Source organism: Streptomyces cinnabarinus, assembly GCF_027270315.1.
GTDB lineage: Bacteria > Actinomycetota > Actinomycetes > Streptomycetales > Streptomycetaceae > Streptomyces > Streptomyces cinnabarinus.
Genome location: NZ_CP114413.1, coordinates 2,674,409 through 2,691,557 on the forward strand (window position 1 = coordinate 2,674,409; position 17,149 = coordinate 2,691,557).

The 17,149-nt window shown below is 71.3% G+C and carries 16 protein-coding genes; 12 read left to right on the forward strand and 4 right to left on the reverse strand.

Translation table 11 applies throughout. The features are described 5' to 3' along the window. Positions 1-45: 45 nt before the first annotated feature. The gene (gene glnA, locus STRCI_RS12090) at positions 46-1,455 is read left to right on the forward strand and encodes a type I glutamate--ammonia ligase (protein ID WP_269658905.1); all 1,410 of its coding nucleotides are present in this window, start codon (positions 46-48) and stop codon (positions 1,453-1,455) included. A gap of 163 nt (positions 1,456-1,618) precedes the next feature. Here glnA and STRCI_RS12095 read toward each other — a convergent pair whose 3' ends face one another. After that, on the reverse strand, positions 1,619-5,026 hold the full coding sequence (locus STRCI_RS12095; RefSeq protein WP_269658906.1) for a tetratricopeptide repeat protein: 3,408 nt from the start codon (positions 5,024-5,026) through the stop codon (positions 1,619-1,621). A gap of 220 nt (positions 5,027-5,246) precedes the next feature. Here STRCI_RS12095 and STRCI_RS12100 point away from each other — a divergent pair, with 220 nt between their 5' ends. From STRCI_RS12100 to pspAB, 3 genes are all read left to right on the forward strand, one after another. Then, the gene (locus STRCI_RS12100) at positions 5,247-5,507 is read left to right on the forward strand and encodes an SCO2583/SCO2584 N-terminal domain-containing protein (protein WP_269658907.1); all 261 of its coding nucleotides are present in this window, start codon (positions 5,247-5,249) and stop codon (positions 5,505-5,507) included. 67 nt (positions 5,508-5,574) lie between these two features. Continuing rightward, entirely contained in the window at positions 5,575-6,492 is a 918-nt protein-coding gene (gene htpX / locus STRCI_RS12105) for a zinc metalloprotease HtpX (RefSeq protein WP_269658908.1), read from the forward strand. 2 nt (positions 6,493-6,494) lie between these two features. Beyond that, on the forward strand, positions 6,495-7,082 hold the full coding sequence (pspAB, locus tag STRCI_RS12110; RefSeq protein ID WP_269658909.1) for a PspA-associated protein PspAB: 588 nt from the start codon (positions 6,495-6,497) through the stop codon (positions 7,080-7,082). Positions 7,083-7,089: 7 nt separating this feature from the next. Here the strand turns inward: pspAB and STRCI_RS12115 are convergent, their stop codons facing one another. Continuing rightward, the gene (locus STRCI_RS12115; protein ID WP_269658910.1) at positions 7,090-7,338 is read right to left on the reverse strand and encodes a hypothetical protein; all 249 of its coding nucleotides are present in this window, start codon (positions 7,336-7,338) and stop codon (positions 7,090-7,092) included. A 118-nt stretch (positions 7,339-7,456) separates the two neighbouring features. Here STRCI_RS12115 and STRCI_RS12120 point away from each other — a divergent pair, with 118 nt between their 5' ends. After that, complete coding sequence (locus STRCI_RS12120; protein WP_269658911.1) at positions 7,457-7,960, forward strand: DUF1269 domain-containing protein; 504 nt, start codon at positions 7,457-7,459, stop codon at positions 7,958-7,960. A 16-nt stretch (positions 7,961-7,976) separates the two neighbouring features. On the opposite strand, the gene STRCI_RS12125 is transcribed toward STRCI_RS12120, so the two are convergent. Beyond that, entirely contained in the window at positions 7,977-9,317 is a 1,341-nt protein-coding gene (locus STRCI_RS12125) for a DUF2252 domain-containing protein (protein ID WP_269658912.1), read from the reverse strand. A gap of 183 nt (positions 9,318-9,500) precedes the next feature. After that, the gene (locus tag STRCI_RS12130; protein WP_269658913.1) at positions 9,501-9,815 is read right to left on the reverse strand and encodes a hypothetical protein; all 315 of its coding nucleotides are present in this window, start codon (positions 9,813-9,815) and stop codon (positions 9,501-9,503) included. A gap of 233 nt (positions 9,816-10,048) precedes the next feature. Between STRCI_RS12130 and STRCI_RS12135 the strand changes: the two genes are divergently transcribed. From STRCI_RS12135 to STRCI_RS12170, 7 genes are all read left to right on the forward strand, one after another. Continuing rightward, positions 10,049-10,411 carry an arsenate reductase family protein gene (locus STRCI_RS12135; protein ID WP_269658914.1) on the forward strand — a complete coding sequence of 121 codons (363 nt, stop codon included), beginning with the start codon at positions 10,049-10,051 and terminating at the stop codon, positions 10,409-10,411. A 74-nt stretch (positions 10,412-10,485) separates the two neighbouring features. Then, positions 10,486-11,388, forward strand: coding sequence for a DUF2076 domain-containing protein (locus STRCI_RS12140; protein WP_269658915.1), 903 nt, complete (start codon positions 10,486-10,488; stop codon positions 11,386-11,388). 116 nt (positions 11,389-11,504) lie between these two features. Beyond that, positions 11,505-12,233: an RlpA-like double-psi beta-barrel domain-containing protein gene (locus tag STRCI_RS12145; RefSeq protein WP_269658916.1), complete on the forward strand. Its 729-nt coding sequence runs from the start codon at positions 11,505-11,507 to the stop codon at positions 12,231-12,233. Between the two features lie 611 nt (positions 12,234-12,844). After that, positions 12,845-13,300 (forward strand): MarR family winged helix-turn-helix transcriptional regulator, encoded by a 456-nt coding sequence (locus STRCI_RS12155; RefSeq protein WP_269658917.1) that lies wholly within the window; start codon positions 12,845-12,847, stop codon positions 13,298-13,300. A gap of 224 nt (positions 13,301-13,524) precedes the next feature. Beyond that, positions 13,525-14,553: a glutamine synthetase gene (glnII, locus tag STRCI_RS12160; RefSeq protein WP_269658918.1), complete on the forward strand. Its 1,029-nt coding sequence runs from the start codon at positions 13,525-13,527 to the stop codon at positions 14,551-14,553. A gap of 71 nt (positions 14,554-14,624) precedes the next feature. Beyond that, positions 14,625-16,415, forward strand: coding sequence for a hypothetical protein (locus tag STRCI_RS12165; protein WP_269658919.1), 1,791 nt, complete (start codon positions 14,625-14,627; stop codon positions 16,413-16,415). Positions 16,416-16,663: 248 nt separating this feature from the next. Beyond that, positions 16,664-17,137, forward strand: a complete 474-nt coding sequence (locus STRCI_RS12170) for a winged helix-turn-helix domain-containing protein (RefSeq protein ID WP_269658920.1) — start codon at positions 16,664-16,666, stop codon at positions 17,135-17,137. Positions 17,138-17,149: the final 12 nt, after the last annotated feature.

Here is a 17,149-nt window from a genome sequence, read left to right on the forward strand (position 1 = left end):
CCGAACTACCACCCCGGCGAGGCGCTCGGGAGTAGGAGGAGCTGGATGTTCCAGAACGCCGACGAGGCCAAGAAGTTCATCGCGGACAAGGAGGTCAAGTTCGTTGACGTCCGGTTCTGCGACCTGCCGGGCGTCATGCAGCACTTCACGGTGCCCGTCGAGGCGTTCGACCCGGACGAGGAGCTCGCGTTCGACGGCTCGTCGATCCGCGGCTTCCAGGCCATCCACGAGTCCGACATGGCGCTGCGCGCGGACCTGTCGACCGCCCGGGTCGACCCGTTCCGCCGCGACAAGACGCTGAACATCAACTTCTTCATCCACGACCCGATCACGGGCGAGCAGTACTCCCGTGACCCGCGCAACGTGGCGAAGAAGGCGGAGGCCTACCTCGCCTCGACCGGTATCGCGGACACCGCGTACTTCGGTCCCGAAGCCGAGTTCTACGTCTTCGACAGCGTGCGCTTCGCCACCTCGGCGAACGAGAGCTTCTACCACATCGACTCCGAGGCCGGCGCCTGGAACACCGGCGCGCTGGAGGACAACCGTGGTTACAAGGTCCGCTACAAGGGCGGCTACTTCCCGGTCCCGCCGGTCGACCACTTCGCCGACCTGCGCGCCGAGATCTCCCTGGAGCTGGACAAGCAGGGCCTGAAGGTCGAGCGCCAGCACCACGAGGTGGGCACCGCCGGCCAGGCCGAGATCAACTACAAGTTCAACACGCTGCTCGCCGCGGCCGACGACCTCCAGCTCTTCAAGTACATCGTGAAGAACGTGGCCTGGCGCAACGGCAAGACCGCGACCTTCATGCCGAAGCCGATCTTCGGTGACAACGGCTCGGGCATGCACGTGCACCAGTCGCTGTGGAGCAACGGCGACCCGCTGTTCTACGACGAGGCCGGCTACGCGGGTCTGTCGGACATGGCCCGCTACTACATCGGCGGCATCCTGCGGCACGCCCCGTCGCTGCTGGCCTTCACCAACCCGACGGTGAACTCCTACCACCGTCTGGTGCCGGGCTTCGAGGCGCCGATCAACCTGGTGTACTCGCAGCGCAACCGCTCCGCGGCCATGCGTATCCCGATCACGGGCTCCAACCCGAAGGCCAAGCGCGTCGAGTTCCGCGCGCCCGACTCCTCCGGCAACCCGTACCTGGCCTTCTCGGCGCTGCTGCTCGCGGGCCTGGACGGCATCAAGAACAAGATCGAGCCGGCCGAGCCGATCGACAAGGACCTCTACGAGCTGGCTCCCGAGGAGCACGCCAACGTCGCCCAGGTCCCGACCTCGCTCCCGGCCGTCCTCGACTCCCTGGAGCGCGACCACGAGTTCCTGCTCGCCGGTGACGTCTTCACGTCCGACCTGATCGAGACGTGGATCGACTTCAAGCGCGCCAACGAGATCGCCCCGCTCCAGCTGCGTCCGCACCCGCACGAGTTCGAGCTGTACTTCGACGTGTGATATCGCCCCAGGTCAGAGCGGGTTCCCGCGCTCCTGGGCCACCATCTGTGGGCCGTCGGCCGGCTCTCCCAGCACACGGGAGAGCCGGCCTTCGGCTTGTCACCGCCGACTTCCGGACCAACCCCTGCTCGCCACGAGGACAGCGTCGGATCGCACCAGCTCTTCAGGCGCTGGGTGGCACTCCCGCCTTCCGTCGCCAGTAGGCGAGCCCCTGGCGGGTGTTCAGGGTGTCGGGGTGGTGCGCACCGAGCACCCGGATCCGGTCGGGCAGTAGCTGCTCGTACGCGGCAGTGGCGCCGGCGGCGTCTCCCGCCTCTCCCCGCCAGTAGGCGATGTTGCTGCGAGTGATCAAGGTGCGGGGATGGTCCGCACCCAGCACCCGGACATAGTCGGGCAGTAGCCGCTCGAACTCGGCGGCGGCACTGGCTGCGTCTCCCGCCTCTCCCCGCCAGTAGGCGAGCTCGTGGCGAGTGTTCAGGGTTTCGAGGTGGTCCGCACCCAGCACTCGAACATGGTCGGGCAGTAGCGGCTCGTACGCGGCGGCGGCGCCGGTTGCGTCTCCCGCCTCTCCCCGCCAGTAGGCGATGTTGCTGCGAGTGATCAAGGTGCGGGGGTGGTCCTTGCCGAGCACCCGAACATGGTCGGGCAGTAGCCGCTCGTACGCGGCGGCGGCGCCGGTTGCGTCTCCCGCCTCCCCCCGCCACCGGGCGATGTTGCTGCGAGTGTTCAGGGTGCGGGGGTGGTCCTTGCCGAGCACCCGAACATGGTCGGGCAGTAGCCGCTCGTACGCGGCGGCGGCGCCGGTTGCGTCTCCCGCCTCCCCCCGCCACCGGGCGATGTTGCTGCGAGTGTTCAGCGTTTCGCGGTGGTCCGCACCCAGCACCCGAACATAGTCGGGCAGTAGCTGCTCGAGCCCGGCGGTGGCGCCGAGTGCGTCCCCCTCTTCTCCCCGCCAGTAGGCGATCTCGTGGCGGGTGGTCAGGGTGTCGGGGTGGTCCGCACCCAGTACTCGGATTCGGTCGGGCAGCAGCTGCTCGAACGCGGCCACGGCGCCGACCGCGTCACCCGCTTCTCCCCGCCACCGGGCGAGCTCGCTGCGGGTGCTCAGAGTTTCGGGGTGGTCCGCGCCCAGCACCCGAACATGGTCGGGCAGTAGCTGCTCGTACGCGGCGGCGGCACCGGCCGCGTCTCCCGCCTCGCCCCGCCAGAAGGCGAGCTCGTGGCGGGTGTTCAGGGTGCGGGGGTGGTCCTTGCCGAGCACCCGAACATGGTCGGGCAGTACCCTCTCGTACGCGGCGGCGGCACCGGCCGCGTCTCCCGCCTCCCCCCACCACCGGGCGATGTTGCTGCGAGTGTTCAGGGTTTCGGGGTGGTCCGCACCCAGCACGCGATCATAGTCGGGCAGTAGCTGCTCGAGCCCGGCGGTGGCGCCGGGTGCGTCTCCCTCTTCTCCCCGCCAGTAGGCGATCTCGTGGCGGGTGGTCAGGGTGTCGGGGTGGTCCGCACCCAGTACTCGGATTCGGTCGGGCAGCAGCTGCTCGTACGCGGCGGCGGCACCGGCCGCGTCGCCTGCCCTTCCCCGCCACCGGGCGAGCTCGTTGCGGGTGTTCAGAGTTTCGGGGTGGTCCTCACCCAGCACCCGAACATGGTCGGGCAGTAGCCGCTCGAACGCGGCCACGGCGCCGGTTGCGTCACCCGCCTCTCCCCACCAGTAGGCGAGTTCGTTGCGGGTACTCAGGGTGTCGGGGTGGTCCTCACCCAGCACCCGAACATGGTCGGGCAGCAACTGCTCGAACGCGGCCACGGCGCCGACCGCGTCGCCTGCCCTTCCCCGCCACCGGGCGAGTTCGTGGCGGGTGGTCAGGGTGCCGGGGTGGTCCTCACCCAGTACTCGGATTCGGTCGGGCAGTAGCCGCTCGAACGCGGCGACGGCGCCGGCCGCGTCACCCGCTACGCCCCGCCAGAAGGCGAGCTCGTGGCGGGTGCTCAGCGTGCCGGGGTGATCCTCACCCAGTACTCGGATTCGGTCGGGTAGCAGCTGCTCGAACGCGGCGACGGCGCCGGCCGCGTCACCTACCTCTCCCCGCCAGTAAGCGGTCGCGTGGCGGGCGGTGAGGGTTTCGGGGTGGTCCAGCCCGAGGTGGCGGCTGGTGGTCTCGGCCAGGTGACGGAAGTGGGCGGTGGCGGCGGCGACCTGGCCGGCTTCGCCAAGGCTCTTTCCGGCCCGGCCCAGCACCGCATGTGGGTCGGGCTGGTAGAGGGCGTCTCCGGCGGCGTGGGCGAGGGCGGTGGCGTTGGTGCGCAGGGCCTGGGCGAGTTCGGTGTCGCGTTCGATGGCGGGCCAGGCGGTGGCGAGGGCGTCTGCGGTGGTGCGGGCGACTTGGTGACGCTGGTCGGGGGTGAGCGCCTCGCGGGTGGCGCGCTGGATGAGCTGGTGGACGCGGATGGCCTGGTGGGGGTTGGCGGGGTTGTGGCTGATGAGGCTGAGCCGGTTCAGCGCCCTCAGTGCACCGACCGCCTCGCCCGCGGTGACAGGCTCGGGAGTCCTGTCCTGCCCCTCTGCGCGGTGCTGGGTGAGGTGGGTGAGGGCGGGGGTGCTGGTCAGGACGGTTTCGGGGATGCCGTTGGGGTTGAGGAAGGCGGCGAGCCGGAGCATCGGGCGGGCCAGCCCGGCCGGGCGCAGGGTGTCGGCTCGGTCCACCGACAGGGACCAGGCCGCTGCTGCGGTGTGACTCTGGCCGTCGGGCAGGACCTCGGGGGCGGTGTCGGCGAGCAGGGTGGCGCGGCTGGCCAGCAGTTCCCGGTAGGCGGCGGCGCTGACGCCCGCGTCGATGAGGTAGGCGGCGGCCTGCGACAGCGCCAGCGGCAGGTGCCCTAAGTCCTCGGCGAGCGCGGTGAGCTGTTCGGCGGGCTCGTGGCGGTCCAGGGCATCTAATGCGGCGGTGAGATAGGAGAGCGACTCGGCCTCGGTGAACAGTCCGACCTTGATCAGACGGCCGGCGCCGACCAGAGCGGCGTCCTGGCGGCGGGTGGTGACCAGGGTCCGGCCGTCAGCGCTGATCGGCGGCCACAGCCCGTTCAGGTCGGCAGGGTCCGACACGTCGTCGAGGACCACCAGCCACCGGCACGGCGCCGCGTTCGCCTTCGGCTCCAGCCACGCCAGGAACGCACGCGCAGCCGCCTCCCGGTCCACGGGATCGGCACCCAGGATGTCCACAGCGGCCTGCGCATACCCGGAGGCGACGGCGGTGGCATTGCCGGCGGTGATCCACACCAGCACATCCAGCTCACCGGCCCGCATGGCAGTACGGGCATAGTCGGCGGCCAGCTGGGTCTTGCCGACCCCGCCCATCCCGGCCAGCACCTGGCCCCGCACGGTGTCCTGCCCCACCAGCACCGCGGCCCGCCCACCCGTGAGGGCTTCCCGCAGCCGTGCCACTTCGGCCCGGGACTGGAAACAGCCCGCCCGCGGCGGGATCACCCCCACCTGATGCGGCCACGCCGCCGCGGCCCGCCGCACCCCGTAGTAGTGATGGTGGTCGCCCTTGCCCGTGACCGGCCCCGTGAACAAACCATCACGGAAGTCGACGTGATCCCCACCCTCAGCGCCGCCCGCCACCGAAACCCCCTCGAACACGGCCGGATCCAGCAACCAGACCGTACCCGCGCAGCCACCCCGGCCACCGGCCGTTCGCGACACAGAACAGACGTGAAACCTCCCGTTCCCGTTTCTCGGGGCGGGGGCGCCGTCGTATTGTGGGGGTACTGCTGTTCGAGAAGGGTTTACGGGGATGACCGAACAGGGCGATGGCGAGCGGGAGTTCGACATCAAGTGGGCGGATGACGCCGCGCACAAGGAGCCTTCGGCGCGGGCGCGGATGCTGGCCGCGCGCTGGAAGGAGAACCCGCCCGGACCCGTGCCCTTCCGTGGCGATCCGGATCCGGTGCGTCATGGGCGGCACCGGTCGTGGATATCCACCGTCGTGGTGCTCGGGAGTGTGGCGGCGATCATCGTGCTGCTCGGGTATGTGAACCTTCGGGGTTCGTACTAGAAACACCAGCGGCGGCGGCGATGCACACTGGCAGTGGGACGAGTGCCTGACTGCGGGGTGAGGCAAGATGCGGAGCCGCTTTCGTAGTGATCGGGGCCTGACCGCCCGTATGGGGATCACCTTGTTCCTGCTGGGCCTGTTGTATGTGGTCTTCGTGGGCGCCCTGATCGTGCTGCTGAAGTCCTGGGTGCTGGTCGTGGTGGTCGCCGCGGGGTTGCTCGGGGCGCAGTACTGGTTCTCCGACCGGCTCGCGCTGTTCGCGATGCGCGGGCGGGTCGTGGAGCGGGAGGAGTATCCCGAGCTGCACGGTGTGATCGACCGGCTGAGCGCGCTGGCCGATATGCCGAAGCCGGTGGTCGCCGTATCCGATCTGGACATGCCCAACGCGTTCGCCACCGGGCGCAATCCCGATCATGCCGTGGTGTGTGTGACGACCGGGCTGCTGCGGCGGCTGGAGCCGCAGGAGCTGGAGGGTGTGCTGGCGCACGAGATGTCGCATGTGGCGCACAAGGACGTCGCCGTGATCACGGTCGCGTCGTTCCTCGGGGTGATCGCCGGGCTGATCGTGCGGTTCGCCTTCTACAGCCAGTTGTTCGGCGGGGGGCGGCGGGACCAGAACACCGCGGTCATCTTCGCCGCGGTGATGGGGGTGTCGGCGGCCGTGTACGCGATCAGCTTCCTGTTGATCCGGGCCCTGTCCCGGTACCGGGAGCTGGCGGCGGACCGGGCGGCGGCGCTGCTCACCGGGCGGCCCTCGGCGCTGGCCTCCGCGCTGACCAAGGTCTCCGGTGACATCGCCCGGATCCCGACCAAGGACCTGCGGACGGCGCAGGCGTTCAACGCCTTCTACTTCACCCCGGCGCTGGGTCGCGAGCCCGGTTTCGCGCGGCTCTTCTCCACCCACCCGAGCCTGGAGCAGCGCCTCGACCAGCTGGGGCGGATCTCCGCCGAGCTGGGTGAGGCGGCGGCTCCCGGAGGGGCGTGAGCATGGGACTGCTGGACATTCTGCTCGGCCGTACCAAGCCGGTCGCGCCCGATCTGGACCAGCTCTTCGGGCTGCCGTCGGCGGCCGTGACGCTGGAGGCGGCCACCGGGTTCGTGCCGACCGGGAGCGGCGCGGTGTGCTTCGCCACCGTCGAGGGCGCCGCCTTCGAGCAGACGCATCGCGAGGTGCAGGCGCTGCTGGACGCGGACGCCGGTCGCGACGGAGTGCCGGTACGGCTGTCCCGGGACGGCTACGGCTACTCCTGGCTGGTCTCCGAGCGCACTCCCGACCGGCTCCCGGAGCTGGTCAACGATCTGCACGCGGTCAACAGCTCGATGGAGGTGAACGGCTTCGGACCGCAGCTGCTCTGCTCCCTCGCGGGCTTCCGGAACCCGGCCGAGGACCGGGCGCTGGCGCTGGTCTACCTGTACAAGCGCGGCACCTTCTACCCCTTCGCGCCGCTGCCCGGCGAGGAGCAGCGGCGCGACAACGCGCTCGAACTCAGGGTGAAGGCAACGCTCGGCAATGACCTGCGGCTGGAGGAGGACCTCGGCCGCTGGTTCCCGGTGTGGGGCGCCCCGGGGTTGTGAGCGGGGCTCAGCGGTTACGGCTGCCGCGCTCGCGCTGGTAGCGGCGCTCCCACTTGGCCTGGAGGTCACGGCGGTCGCGGTAGGCGCGGTAGTCCGAGGGTGCCGGGCCGGAGCCGCCCGACGGGGGCGTGGGCGAGGTGCTGCGCCCGTACTTCACGTACAGGTAGAGCACGGCGACCGCGGCGAGCCAGTAGAGAGAGTTTCCGAATCCCATGATGACCAGGACGACGGTCCCGGTGAGGACGATGGTGCCCATGACTCCAGCGTAGGAAGGCGGTCACTCGGGGTGCATCCCGTTTTTCCCGGTTCTAGAGTCGGAGCGGTTGCGCAAAAGCCGCAATCCCGGTGAAGAGTGGAAAAAGGGGTGTCCCAGGATGAGTGATCTCTTCGTCATCGCCTACGACGACGTCGCCACGGCGAACCAGGTGCGCGAGAAACTGTTCGAGCTGTCCAAGCAGCATCTGGTGGAGCTGGAGGACGCGGTCGTGGTCGAGCGCCAGCAGGACGGGAAGATCAAGCTGCATCAGGCGGTGAGCCACACGGCCGTCGGCGCGGCCGGGGGCGCGCTGTGGGGCGGTGTGATCGGGCTGCTGTTCCTGGCGCCGCTGCTCGGCGCGGCGGTGGGCGCGGCGGCCGGTGCGGCCGGCGGCAAGTTCACCGACACGGGCATCAACGACGACTTCATGAAGAACCTCAGCCAGAATCTGCGCCCCGGCGCGGGCGCGCTGTTCGTGCTGGTGAAGAAGGCGGCCGAGGACAAGGTGATCCCGCAACTCATCCCCTACGGCGGCGAGTTGGTGCAGACCTCGCTCAGCAAGGCCGACGAGGACCATCTGCGCGAGGCCATCGAGGTGGCCCTGAAGACACCCGGGGAGTGATCCGGCCGGACCCCGGTCACACGTCCGGGGCCGCCCGGAGCACGCCCGCCGCCACCGCCGCGCACAGAGCCGCGTGGTCGGTGGCGGTCTGGTCCGCGTAGGCGAGGGCGAAGTCGGTGACGGCCCGGTCGAAGGTGTCGGAGCCGCCGAGGTAGGCGGCCACGGCGATCCGGTCGCCGGAGCGGGCGTGCGCGCGGGCCAGCGCGGTGCCGCAGAGTTCGGCGTACCGGCGCAGTTGGCGCGGGCCCATGGCGGCGACCTCGGCGGAGCCCTTCATGTCGCGCAGCTGGCGCCAGTAGTAGGCGCGGCCCTGCGGTCCGGTCATCCAGCCGAGGAAGATGTCCCCGGCCGCCTGCATCAGCCGCTGCCCGACGACGACCCGGCGCCCGGGATGGACGTACGGGCCGCTCGGCAGGTGTTCCTCCAGTACGGACTTGCGGGCCTCCTTGATCTGGAGGAACAGCGGGTCGTCGGCGTCGCGTCCGGCGAGCAGCACGATGAAGCAGCGGGTGCCGACGCTGCCGATGCCGACGACCTTGCGGGCGGCGTCGACGAAGCGGTAGCGGTCCAGCAGCAGCCGGCGCTCCTCGGAGAGGGTCGAGCGGTAGTCGCTGAAGATCTTGCGCAGGGCGGCCGTGTCGGGGGCGCCGGCGGGTTCCAGGAGCGGCGGGTCGTGGATGATCCGGCGGCGCCCGTCGACGACTTCGGTGAGCTTGCCGAGGGCCTGGAGGCTGGTGCGGCGGCGGGCGCGGTTCAGGGTGGACTCCGTCCGGCGACGCCCGCGCGGGGTGCGGGCGAAGGGGAGCAGGCTCTCGGCGTCGATCCGCTCGTACCAGACGGCGAGTTCGCCCATCCCGGCAAGACGGCGCGTCTGGGTGCGGTACGCGGAGGCGGCCGCGAGCGTGGCGCGACGTACGTCGGTCTCGCTGTGGCTGTTCTCGCGGGCGGCGACGGCGACGCTGGCGGCCAGGCGCTTGACGTCCCATTCGAAGGGGCCGGGGAAGGTCTCGTCGAAGTCGTTGAGGTCGAACAGCAGGGTGCGTTCCGGGGAGGCGTACAGGCCGAAGTTGAGCAGGTGCGCGTCGCCGCAGAGCTGGACGGTCAGGCCGGAGTGCGGGGCCGTGGCCAGATCGGTGGCGAATACGGCGGCGGCACCGCGCAGGAAGGCGAACGGCGAGGCGGCCATCCGGCCGTACCGGATCGGCAGCAGCTCGGGGAGGCGGTCCCGTCCCTGGCGCTCCAGCACGCCGACGGGGTCGGCCCGGTCGACGGAGGCCAGCCAGCGGGCGTGCTCGGAGCGCGGCAGGCGTTTGCGCGCTTCCTTGCCGCGCCGGGCGCGGTCGGCGGGGGTACTCATGGGCGGGGCCGGGCCGGGGCCGGGCACACGCGGAACCACGCCATCGGACCTCCCTGGAAACGCACCCGCCACCTCCTGATCGCAGTGAAGGCCGGAGCGGGGGCGAGCGCATGTCCGGGGCGGGCGAACGGGTGAAAAGACGTGCCGGGCACCCCGGTCTCGCGGGGCGCCCGGCACCTTGGGTCACCTTGAGTAGCGCATCAGGGCCCGGACCATGTGGCAGGTCGTGTCCGACGGCGGGTGGACGCCGATCAGGTCCGCGGTGTCGCGGATCGTCTCGTTGCGGGCCTGGTTCGGCATGTAGACGCCCGAGTCGAGCAGGGCTATGGCCAGGCGCATGGCCTTGAGGCGGCGGTTGTGGGTGACGTACCACTCGCGCGGGCGGCCCGGCGGCAGCGCGCGCTTCTCCAGCGGCGCGTACGGCAGGTCCAGCAGGACAGGGCGCTTCGCGGTGGACTGGGTCGGCAACGGCTTCGGCTTCAGTGCGGCAGCGGGCACAGGCATCCTCCTGTCGCGGTCAGGGCGCCGTCGTCCGGACGCTCCGGCGACACCCTCGAACACTGCTCCCAGTCTACTGCCCACCACTGACAATCAGCAGACCTCCAGGGTCGTCAAAAGCCCAGGTGGAGAAGGCAATTGGGCAGATGTCACGGCAGGTCAGGGAGGGGTTTCTGAGGCGCCCGGAAATCGAACAGAGCCGGGGCGTTCCCACCCCCGTTACCGTTGTCGCCATGGAGATCTGGATCAACCCCGCCTGTTCCAAGTGCCGCAGCGCCCTGAGCCTGCTCGACGCCGAGGGCGCCGACTACACCGTCCGCCGCTATCTGGAGGACGTCCCGAGCGAGGACGAGATCCGGGGCGTGCTCGACCGGCTCGGCCTCGAACCCTGGGACATCACGCGTACCCAGGAGGCCGCCGCCAAGGAGCTCGGGCTCAAGGAGTGGGCGCGGGACGCGGACTCCCGGGAGCGGTGGATCGCCGCGCTGGCCGCGCACCCCAAGCTGATCCAGCGCCCGATCATCACCGCGGAGGACGGCACAGCGGTGGTGGGCCGCACGGACGAGGCGGTACGGGACGCGCTGTCCCGAAAGTGAGGTCTCCGTACGGTTGTTGAGGGTTTGTCGCCCGGCGTGAGCGGAGGTCCTACCGGCTGTTACCCTCCGCGGCCATGACATTCGGTGATCATGGAACGCCGTACGGGCAGAACGGGTCCCCGCAGGGGCAGCCGTCGGCACAACCGCCTTACGGACAGCCGCAGTACGGGTATCCCGGGACGGCGTACGGATACCCTCCCGGTCCCGACCCGCAGGCCGCCTGGGCCGCCGAGCAGGAGCGGATACGGCGGCGGCGCACCCGGCGGATCGCGGCCGGGGTGACCGGCGGCGTACTGGCCCTGGCCGTCGTCGCCGGGGCCCTGCTGCTCACCGGCGGCGACGAGGACCCGTCGGCGACCCCGGCGCCGAGCGCGACCCCCGAGCCGTCCGCCACCACCGGAGTCCCGCGCGTCGACGTCGGCGAGGCGTCCGACGCGCCCAGCGATCTGCCCTCCCTGCTGGCCCGTCCGGTCATCAGCCCGGAGCAGGCGTTCCCCGACAGGACCGTGACGCTCAAGGACGGTTCGTCCTACGAGCTCGTCGACACGGGGACCACCACCGACTGCGCGCGTGCGATGACGCAGGAGCTGGCGGAGCTGATCGAGCAGGGCGAGCCGTGCGCACAGCTGACCGCGGCCCTGTTCACGGACGCGGACCGGCGCTCGCAGGTGACGGTCTCCGTGCTGAGTTTCCGCACCGTCGAGGACGCCTCGCGGGTGTTCATGATGGCCTCCATGGACCCGGTGACCTATCAGGTCGTCTCGCTGGACCCGGCGCCGGAGGCGGGGCTGCCGACCGTGCCGCCGGGGTCGTCCGGGGTCTTCGAGCGGCTGATGACCGTGCGGTCCGTGGTGTTCGCCAACGGACAGTGGGGCGACGGCTCCGAGACGGACGGGGCGGAGCTGACCCGGCAGACGCAGGGGCTGCTTCAGCACGTCAACGACACGGTGGTGGCCCATGAGGACGGCGACGACTGACCCGCTCAACTCCCTTGTGATGCAGGTCACTTCAGCGACTCCTGTAACCGTTGAGTAACTTCGTTCGGTATCTCGTACATAGCGGCGTACAGCTCCCCACCACCCAGGAGGCGCGTATGTCTCGCAGGCGCACACTCAGTACGAAGAAGAAGATCGCGCTGCTCGTCAGCGCCGCGAGCGTGGCGGGCGGAGGTGCCTTCGTCATGGCGAGCACCTCGAACGCCGCGCCGCCGAAGACCGCCGCGGAGTCGAGTGTCTGCCAGGGCCTCGCCACCGCGCTCGGCAACAACGAGAAGTTCATCGAGGGGCAGAAGGCCAAACCGGACGCCCAGTCGCAGGCTCGGATCGCCAACCGTGAGGCGGTCATCGAGCAGATCAAGGTCCAGCAGGAGGCGTCCGGTTGCGTCGTCGGGGAGTCGGCTCAGGGCTCCCAGGCAGCAGCACCCGCCGCGCCGCCCGCCGAGGCCGGGGGCCAGGGTCAGGAACAGGGTCAGGAACAGGGCCAGGAACAGGGCCAGGAACAGGGCCAGGGTCAGGAGCAGGGACAAGGCCAGGACCAGGCCGCCCAGCCCGAGGCACCGGCTCAGCCCGGCTCCGGTGAGCAGGTCTGCAACGGCTCCACCGTCACCCTCTCCGGTGAGGGCGGCGCCCCGGCGGCCTCCAGCAACGTGCTGCCGGTCGGCACCAAGGTGAAGGTCACCAACCTCGACAACAACAAGTCCACGACCGTCGAGGTCACCTCGGTCTCCGGCAGCTGCACGCTGCTGAACAACGCGGCCTTCGAGCAGGTCCGCGAGCCCGGCAAGTTCCTGATCCGCCGGGCCGTGATCGAGAAGGTGGGGTGAGGCACCGGTCGAGCGCATCGCTCGCGCGGTCGGTAACGAGTTGAGGCGGCCGGTCGGACCGGGGGGTGCCGCCCGGGGCAGCGCGTGAGGGGAGATCTCCGGAAGGATCTCCGTCTCACCGTGCGACAGCACCGCACGCGCCCGCCCCGCCACCTCGTACGTGTCATGCGTCCTGCTGCTCCCGGCCAGGAGCAGCAGGACCGGCACGTCCAGGGTGCGCAGCTCCGCCACTGACGGGCGGGGCCCGGTCACCGGCTTCACGGAGGGGAAGCCGGCGGCCGCCTCGCACCCGGCGGGGTGTCGGCCGCAGCAGCATCGGCAGCGCCCGGGTCGGATACGCCGCCTTGTACCCGGCGCAGCACTGGGCCGGGTCCAGGAGGAACAGGCGGCGCACCCGATCGGGCACGTCCGGCGCGAACCGCAGCGCGATCCAGCCGCCGCAGGAACACCCTCCGCAGGAATGCCTTCCGCAGGAATGCCCGCCCTACGCCGAGGCCGGGCAGGAAGCCGTCCTCGTAGAAGCCGCGCCCTTCGGGGCCGCCCATACGCCATCCCCCCACTGTCTCGCCGAGCGAGATATTCGGTTGGCGAGATGACAGCCGGAGGCAGGCATGGAGTCCCAGAGGCCGGACAGGGAGATCGTTCATCTGCTGCGCGCGGTGACCGTCGAACTCGGCCTGCACAGCGGGCGATTCGCCCAGCGCCACGGCATGCATCCGACCGACGTCCGCGCCCTGATCGCCCTCATGGACGCCGCACGCGCGGGCAAGGAGCTGACGGCCGGGCGGCTCGGGGCCGCGCTCGGGCTGAACTCGGCGGGGACCACGGCGCTCATCGACCGGCTGGAGCGGGCCGGGCAGGTGCGGCGGGTGCGCGGGATGCGCGACCGGCGGCAGGTCGTGATCGAGGTGACCGGGGAGGCGGTCGCGCTCGGGCAGCGCTTCTTCGGCCCGCTGATCGAGCGGACGGCGGGGCTGCTCCAGGGCTACGACGCGGCGGAGCGGGCGGCGATCAGGGGGTTTCTGACCGGGGTGCGGGACGCGGCGGCGGCCGAGGAACCGTCGTAACCCCATCGCATACGAGCCACCACCGGCGCACCCCGTCCTCTCCCGCTCGTCCCTCACAACGTGAGTCGCACCACAGAACCACCAGGTAACACGGGGTTCACATTCGAGCAATGACCGGGAAATCGCCTGTTGACAGGCTCGCGGGCATCAACGCGGCGCCCCAGTGCCGCAGCGCCGCAGCACCCGCAAGTGCGCCTAGAGACCCACCCCGAAGGATGTGGCCCGTGAGCTTCAAGGCTGAGTACATCTGGATCGACGGCACCGAGCCGACGGCCAAGCTGCGTTCGAAGACCAAGATTCTTGGCGACGACGCGAAGGGCGCCGAGCTGCCGATCTGGGGCTTCGACGGGTCCTCCACCAACCAGGCCGAGGGCCACGCCTCGGACTGCGTGCTCAAGCCGGTCTTCACCTGTCCGGACCCGATCCGCGGCGGCGACGACATCCTGGTGCTGTGCGAGGTCCTGAACATCGACTTCACCCCGCACGCCACCAACACCCGCGCCGCGCTGGCCGAGGTCGAGGAGAAGTTCGCCTCCCAGGAGCCCATCTTCGGCATCGAGCAGGAGTACACGTTCTTCAAGGACGGCTACCCGCTCGGCTTCCCCAAGGGCGGCTTCCCGGCCCCGCAGGGCGGCTACTACTGCGGTGTCGGCGCGGACGAGATCTTCGGCCGTGACGTCGTCGAGGCGCACCTCGACAACTGCCTCAAGGCGGGCCTGGCGATCTCCGGCATCAACGCCGAGGTCATGCCCGGCCAGTGGGAGTTCCAGGTCGGCCCGGTCGCCCCGCTGGAGGTCTCCGACCACATGTGGGTGGCCCGCTGGCTGCTCTACCGCACCGCCGAGGACTTCGGCATCTCCGCGACGCTCGACCCCAAGCCGGTCAAGGGCGACTGGAACGGTGCCGGTGCGCACACCAACTTCTCCACCAAGGCGATGCGCGAGGGCTACGACGCCATCATCACCGCCTGCGAGTCCCTCGGTGAGGGCTCCAAGCCGCTGGACCACGTCAAGAACTACGGCGCCGGCATCGACGACCGTCTGACGGGTCTGCACGAGACCGCCCCGTGGGACAAGTACAGCTACGGCGTCTCCAACCGTGGCGCCTCGGTGCGTATCCCGTGGCAGGTCGAGAAGGACGGCAAGGGCTACATCGAGGACCGCCGTCCCAACGCCAACGTCGACCCCTACGTCGTGACCCGCCTCCTGGTGGACACCTGCTGCTCCGCCCTGGAGAAGGCCGGCCAGGTCTGATCCGCAGCGCTGCTCCGCAAGGGGGCGCCCACCGTCATGGTGGGCGCCCCCTTCTGCGTATCGTGCGCCGCATGGATCTCGACGGCGGACCGGACGTGGGCGCGCTGCTGGCAGCGCTGGAGACCGAGGCCGCCGAGGCTCGTGCGGCGGCGCTCGACCACCTGGTCTCCGCGTCCTGGCGCGACGACGACTTCGCCGTGGCGACGGCCCGCGCGGTCCCGGAGCTGGCCCGCCTGTCCCGTGAACTGCCCGGCCCCCGAGCGGACTTGCTGCGGCTGCTGGGCGATCTCGCGGACCGCGACGACTGGCCCGACGCGGCCGGTCCGGTACAGCGGGCGGTGACCGCCGAGCTGCCGTCCCTGCTCCCCTTCGCGCAGGACGCCGAACCGGCCGTACGCGACGCCGTGCTGACCCTCGTCATGGCCTGCCGCCACCGGGACTCCCGGCCCTTGCTGTGGGCCCGTCTGACCGAGGAGAGCGACCCGGAGGTGCGCGGCCACGCGGTCACCGCGCTGGCGCTGCTGGAGCCCGGACCGGGCGCGTGGCGAAGCGAGTTGCTCACGGACCCCGAGCCCAAGGTGCGGCTCGCGGCGGCCGAGGACCTGCTGCGCACCACCGAACCGCCCTTCCCCGACGACCTGGTGGACAGCTGCGCGCGGGCCTACGCGGCCGATCCGTACGAGCTGGACGAGGCGTACTGGGCCCCGGCTCCCCACCAGCGCTTCACCGACCGGCTGCTGGAGGACCCCGAGGCCGCCCTGCGCGCCGCCGCCGGAGGGGTCCCGCTCACCTCGGCGATCGAGGGGCGCTGGCGCGACCGCGAGGCCGATGTGCTGCCCTTCGCACTGCGCGACCTGGAGGAGTACGACTGGGGTCTGCACCGACTGGCCCGGCTGTGCGGCGAGTTGACGGACCCGGACCTGCACGCACGGGTACGGGACCGGGTCCGGCCCTACCTGGCCGATGACTTCGCGCTGCGGGCGGCAACGGTCACCGCGCTGGCCCGCGCCCGGGCTCCGGAGGCGGTCACGGAGGCCGTGCGGCTGGTCGAAGACGATCCCGGGGGCCCGCCGGGGGCGTACGGCGTCGTGCTCGCCGTCCGGGCGGTGACCGAGGTCTTCGGGGCCGGGGCGCTGCCGGTGGCCCGCGCGGTGGCGGGGCGGATCGGGCGGACCCACGCGGATCTGATCCGGGTGCTGGAGGGGTACCCGGAGGTGGCCGTGGACGTGGTGGACGAGATCGCGGCGCTGGTGGGCCGCTACGAGGGCAGTCACGCCTGGGCCGCGGTGGATCTGCTCGGCGCGCTGGGCCCGGCCGCGGGCGAGGCGGCGGCCGGTGCGCTGCGGGCCGAGGCGACGGGCGGCGACCACTTCTCGGTCGCGGTGTACGCCTCGATGGCCCACTTCCGGGTCACCGGGGACCCGGAGCTCGCGCTGCAACTCCTGGCGCGGGAAGGGCCGTTGCGCTGGCCCGGCTTCGCCGCCGAACTGGGCCCTGCCGGAGCTCCCCTGCTGCCGCACATCGAGCCGAGTCTCGCGCCCGGCACCCCGGTCGGCGTGCGCGCCTCGGCCGCACGCGCGGTCCTGCGGATCACGGGCCGCACCGAGGACACCCTGGAACCCCTCGCGCAGCGGGCGGCCGACGCCGGCACCCATCACACCGAACGGCGGGCCGCCGTGGCCGCGTTGACCGAGGCCGGGCTGCTCCCCCGCTTCGCCGTGGCCCCGCTGCGGGCGGCGGCCGAGTCACCGCGGCGCGTGGTCCACGATCTGGGCGGGGGCGGCCCCGAGCGGCACCCGGACTACGTGCTGCGCACCGCCGTACGCACGCTTCTCGCCACCGCCCGGCCGTCCGACCAGTGAGAGGAGGGTCCTGCCGAGAGGGCCGGTCTGCTTCAATGAAGGACATGGCCGGTATGCAGCACATCTCAGGGACGGGTCGGCACGACCTCGAGCCCTTCTGGCCGTCCCGTCAGCACCACGACTTCGACCGGGTGTGTTGTCGCGCGACGATCGCGCCGGCGCCCTGAAGCCGTAACCCGGCCCCCAGGCCCGCGCGCAACGGCGTACGTCCACCGACGCATCCCTTCGCGCGAAAGAGCTGACCTCCCATGGCGACGACCGCTGCTGCCCATGTCCCCGATGTCGCGGACCTCCTCACCCCGGGCGCCACTTGGCTGCCCGCGCCCCAGCACTCGCTGCCCTCCCTCCCGGGGCAGCCGCCGATGATCGGGTACCTGGTGCTCGTCCCGGCGGACCGGCAGCCCCGCCCGGCCGCCGGGCCCCCCGCCGACCCGCTGATCCGGATCGACTCCGAGCGCCGCAGCGCCGAGGTCGACGGACGGGACATCGATCTCACCTACCTGGAGTTCGAGCTGCTCGCGCATCTCGTCGCCCATCCGCACCGGGTGCACACCCGCGACCAGCTGGTCCGGACGGTGTGGGGCTACGGACATGTCGGCGACGGCCGTACCGTCGACGTCCATGTGGCCCGGCTGCGCCGCAAGCTGGGCGCCGAGCACCGCGCGGTGATCGAGACGATCCGCCGGGTCGGCTACAAGTACGCGCCGCCCGCCGGACGCTGATCACCGGGCCTC

Excerpts from the sequence above, each read along its gene's own strand:
- glnA (WP_269658905.1), top strand. The coding sequence starts at position 46 with ATGTTCCAGAACGCCGACGAGGCCAAGAAGTTCATCGCGGACAAGGAG.
- STRCI_RS12100 (WP_269658907.1), top strand. The coding sequence starts at position 5,247 with ATGACCGAACAGGGCGATGGCGAGCGGGAGTTCGACATCAAGTGGGCG.
- htpX (WP_269658908.1), top strand. The coding sequence starts at position 5,575 with ATGCGGAGCCGCTTTCGTAGTGATCGGGGCCTGACCGCCCGTATGGGG.
- pspAB (WP_269658909.1), top strand. The coding sequence starts at position 6,495 with ATGGGACTGCTGGACATTCTGCTCGGCCGTACCAAGCCGGTCGCGCCC.
- STRCI_RS12115 (WP_269658910.1), bottom strand. The coding sequence starts at position 7,338 with ATGGGCACCATCGTCCTCACCGGGACCGTCGTCCTGGTCATCATGGGA.
- STRCI_RS12120 (WP_269658911.1), top strand. The coding sequence starts at position 7,457 with ATGAGTGATCTCTTCGTCATCGCCTACGACGACGTCGCCACGGCGAAC.
- STRCI_RS12125 (WP_269658912.1), bottom strand. The coding sequence starts at position 9,317 with ATGAGTACCCCCGCCGACCGCGCCCGGCGCGGCAAGGAAGCGCGCAAA.
- STRCI_RS12135 (WP_269658914.1), top strand. The coding sequence starts at position 10,049 with ATGGAGATCTGGATCAACCCCGCCTGTTCCAAGTGCCGCAGCGCCCTG.
- STRCI_RS12140 (WP_269658915.1), top strand. The coding sequence starts at position 10,486 with ATGACATTCGGTGATCATGGAACGCCGTACGGGCAGAACGGGTCCCCG.
- STRCI_RS12145 (WP_269658916.1), top strand. The coding sequence starts at position 11,505 with ATGTCTCGCAGGCGCACACTCAGTACGAAGAAGAAGATCGCGCTGCTC.
- STRCI_RS12155 (WP_269658917.1), top strand. The coding sequence starts at position 12,845 with ATGGAGTCCCAGAGGCCGGACAGGGAGATCGTTCATCTGCTGCGCGCG.
- STRCI_RS12165 (WP_269658919.1), top strand. The coding sequence starts at position 14,625 with ATGGATCTCGACGGCGGACCGGACGTGGGCGCGCTGCTGGCAGCGCTG.
- STRCI_RS12170 (WP_269658920.1), top strand. The coding sequence starts at position 16,664 with ATGGCGACGACCGCTGCTGCCCATGTCCCCGATGTCGCGGACCTCCTC.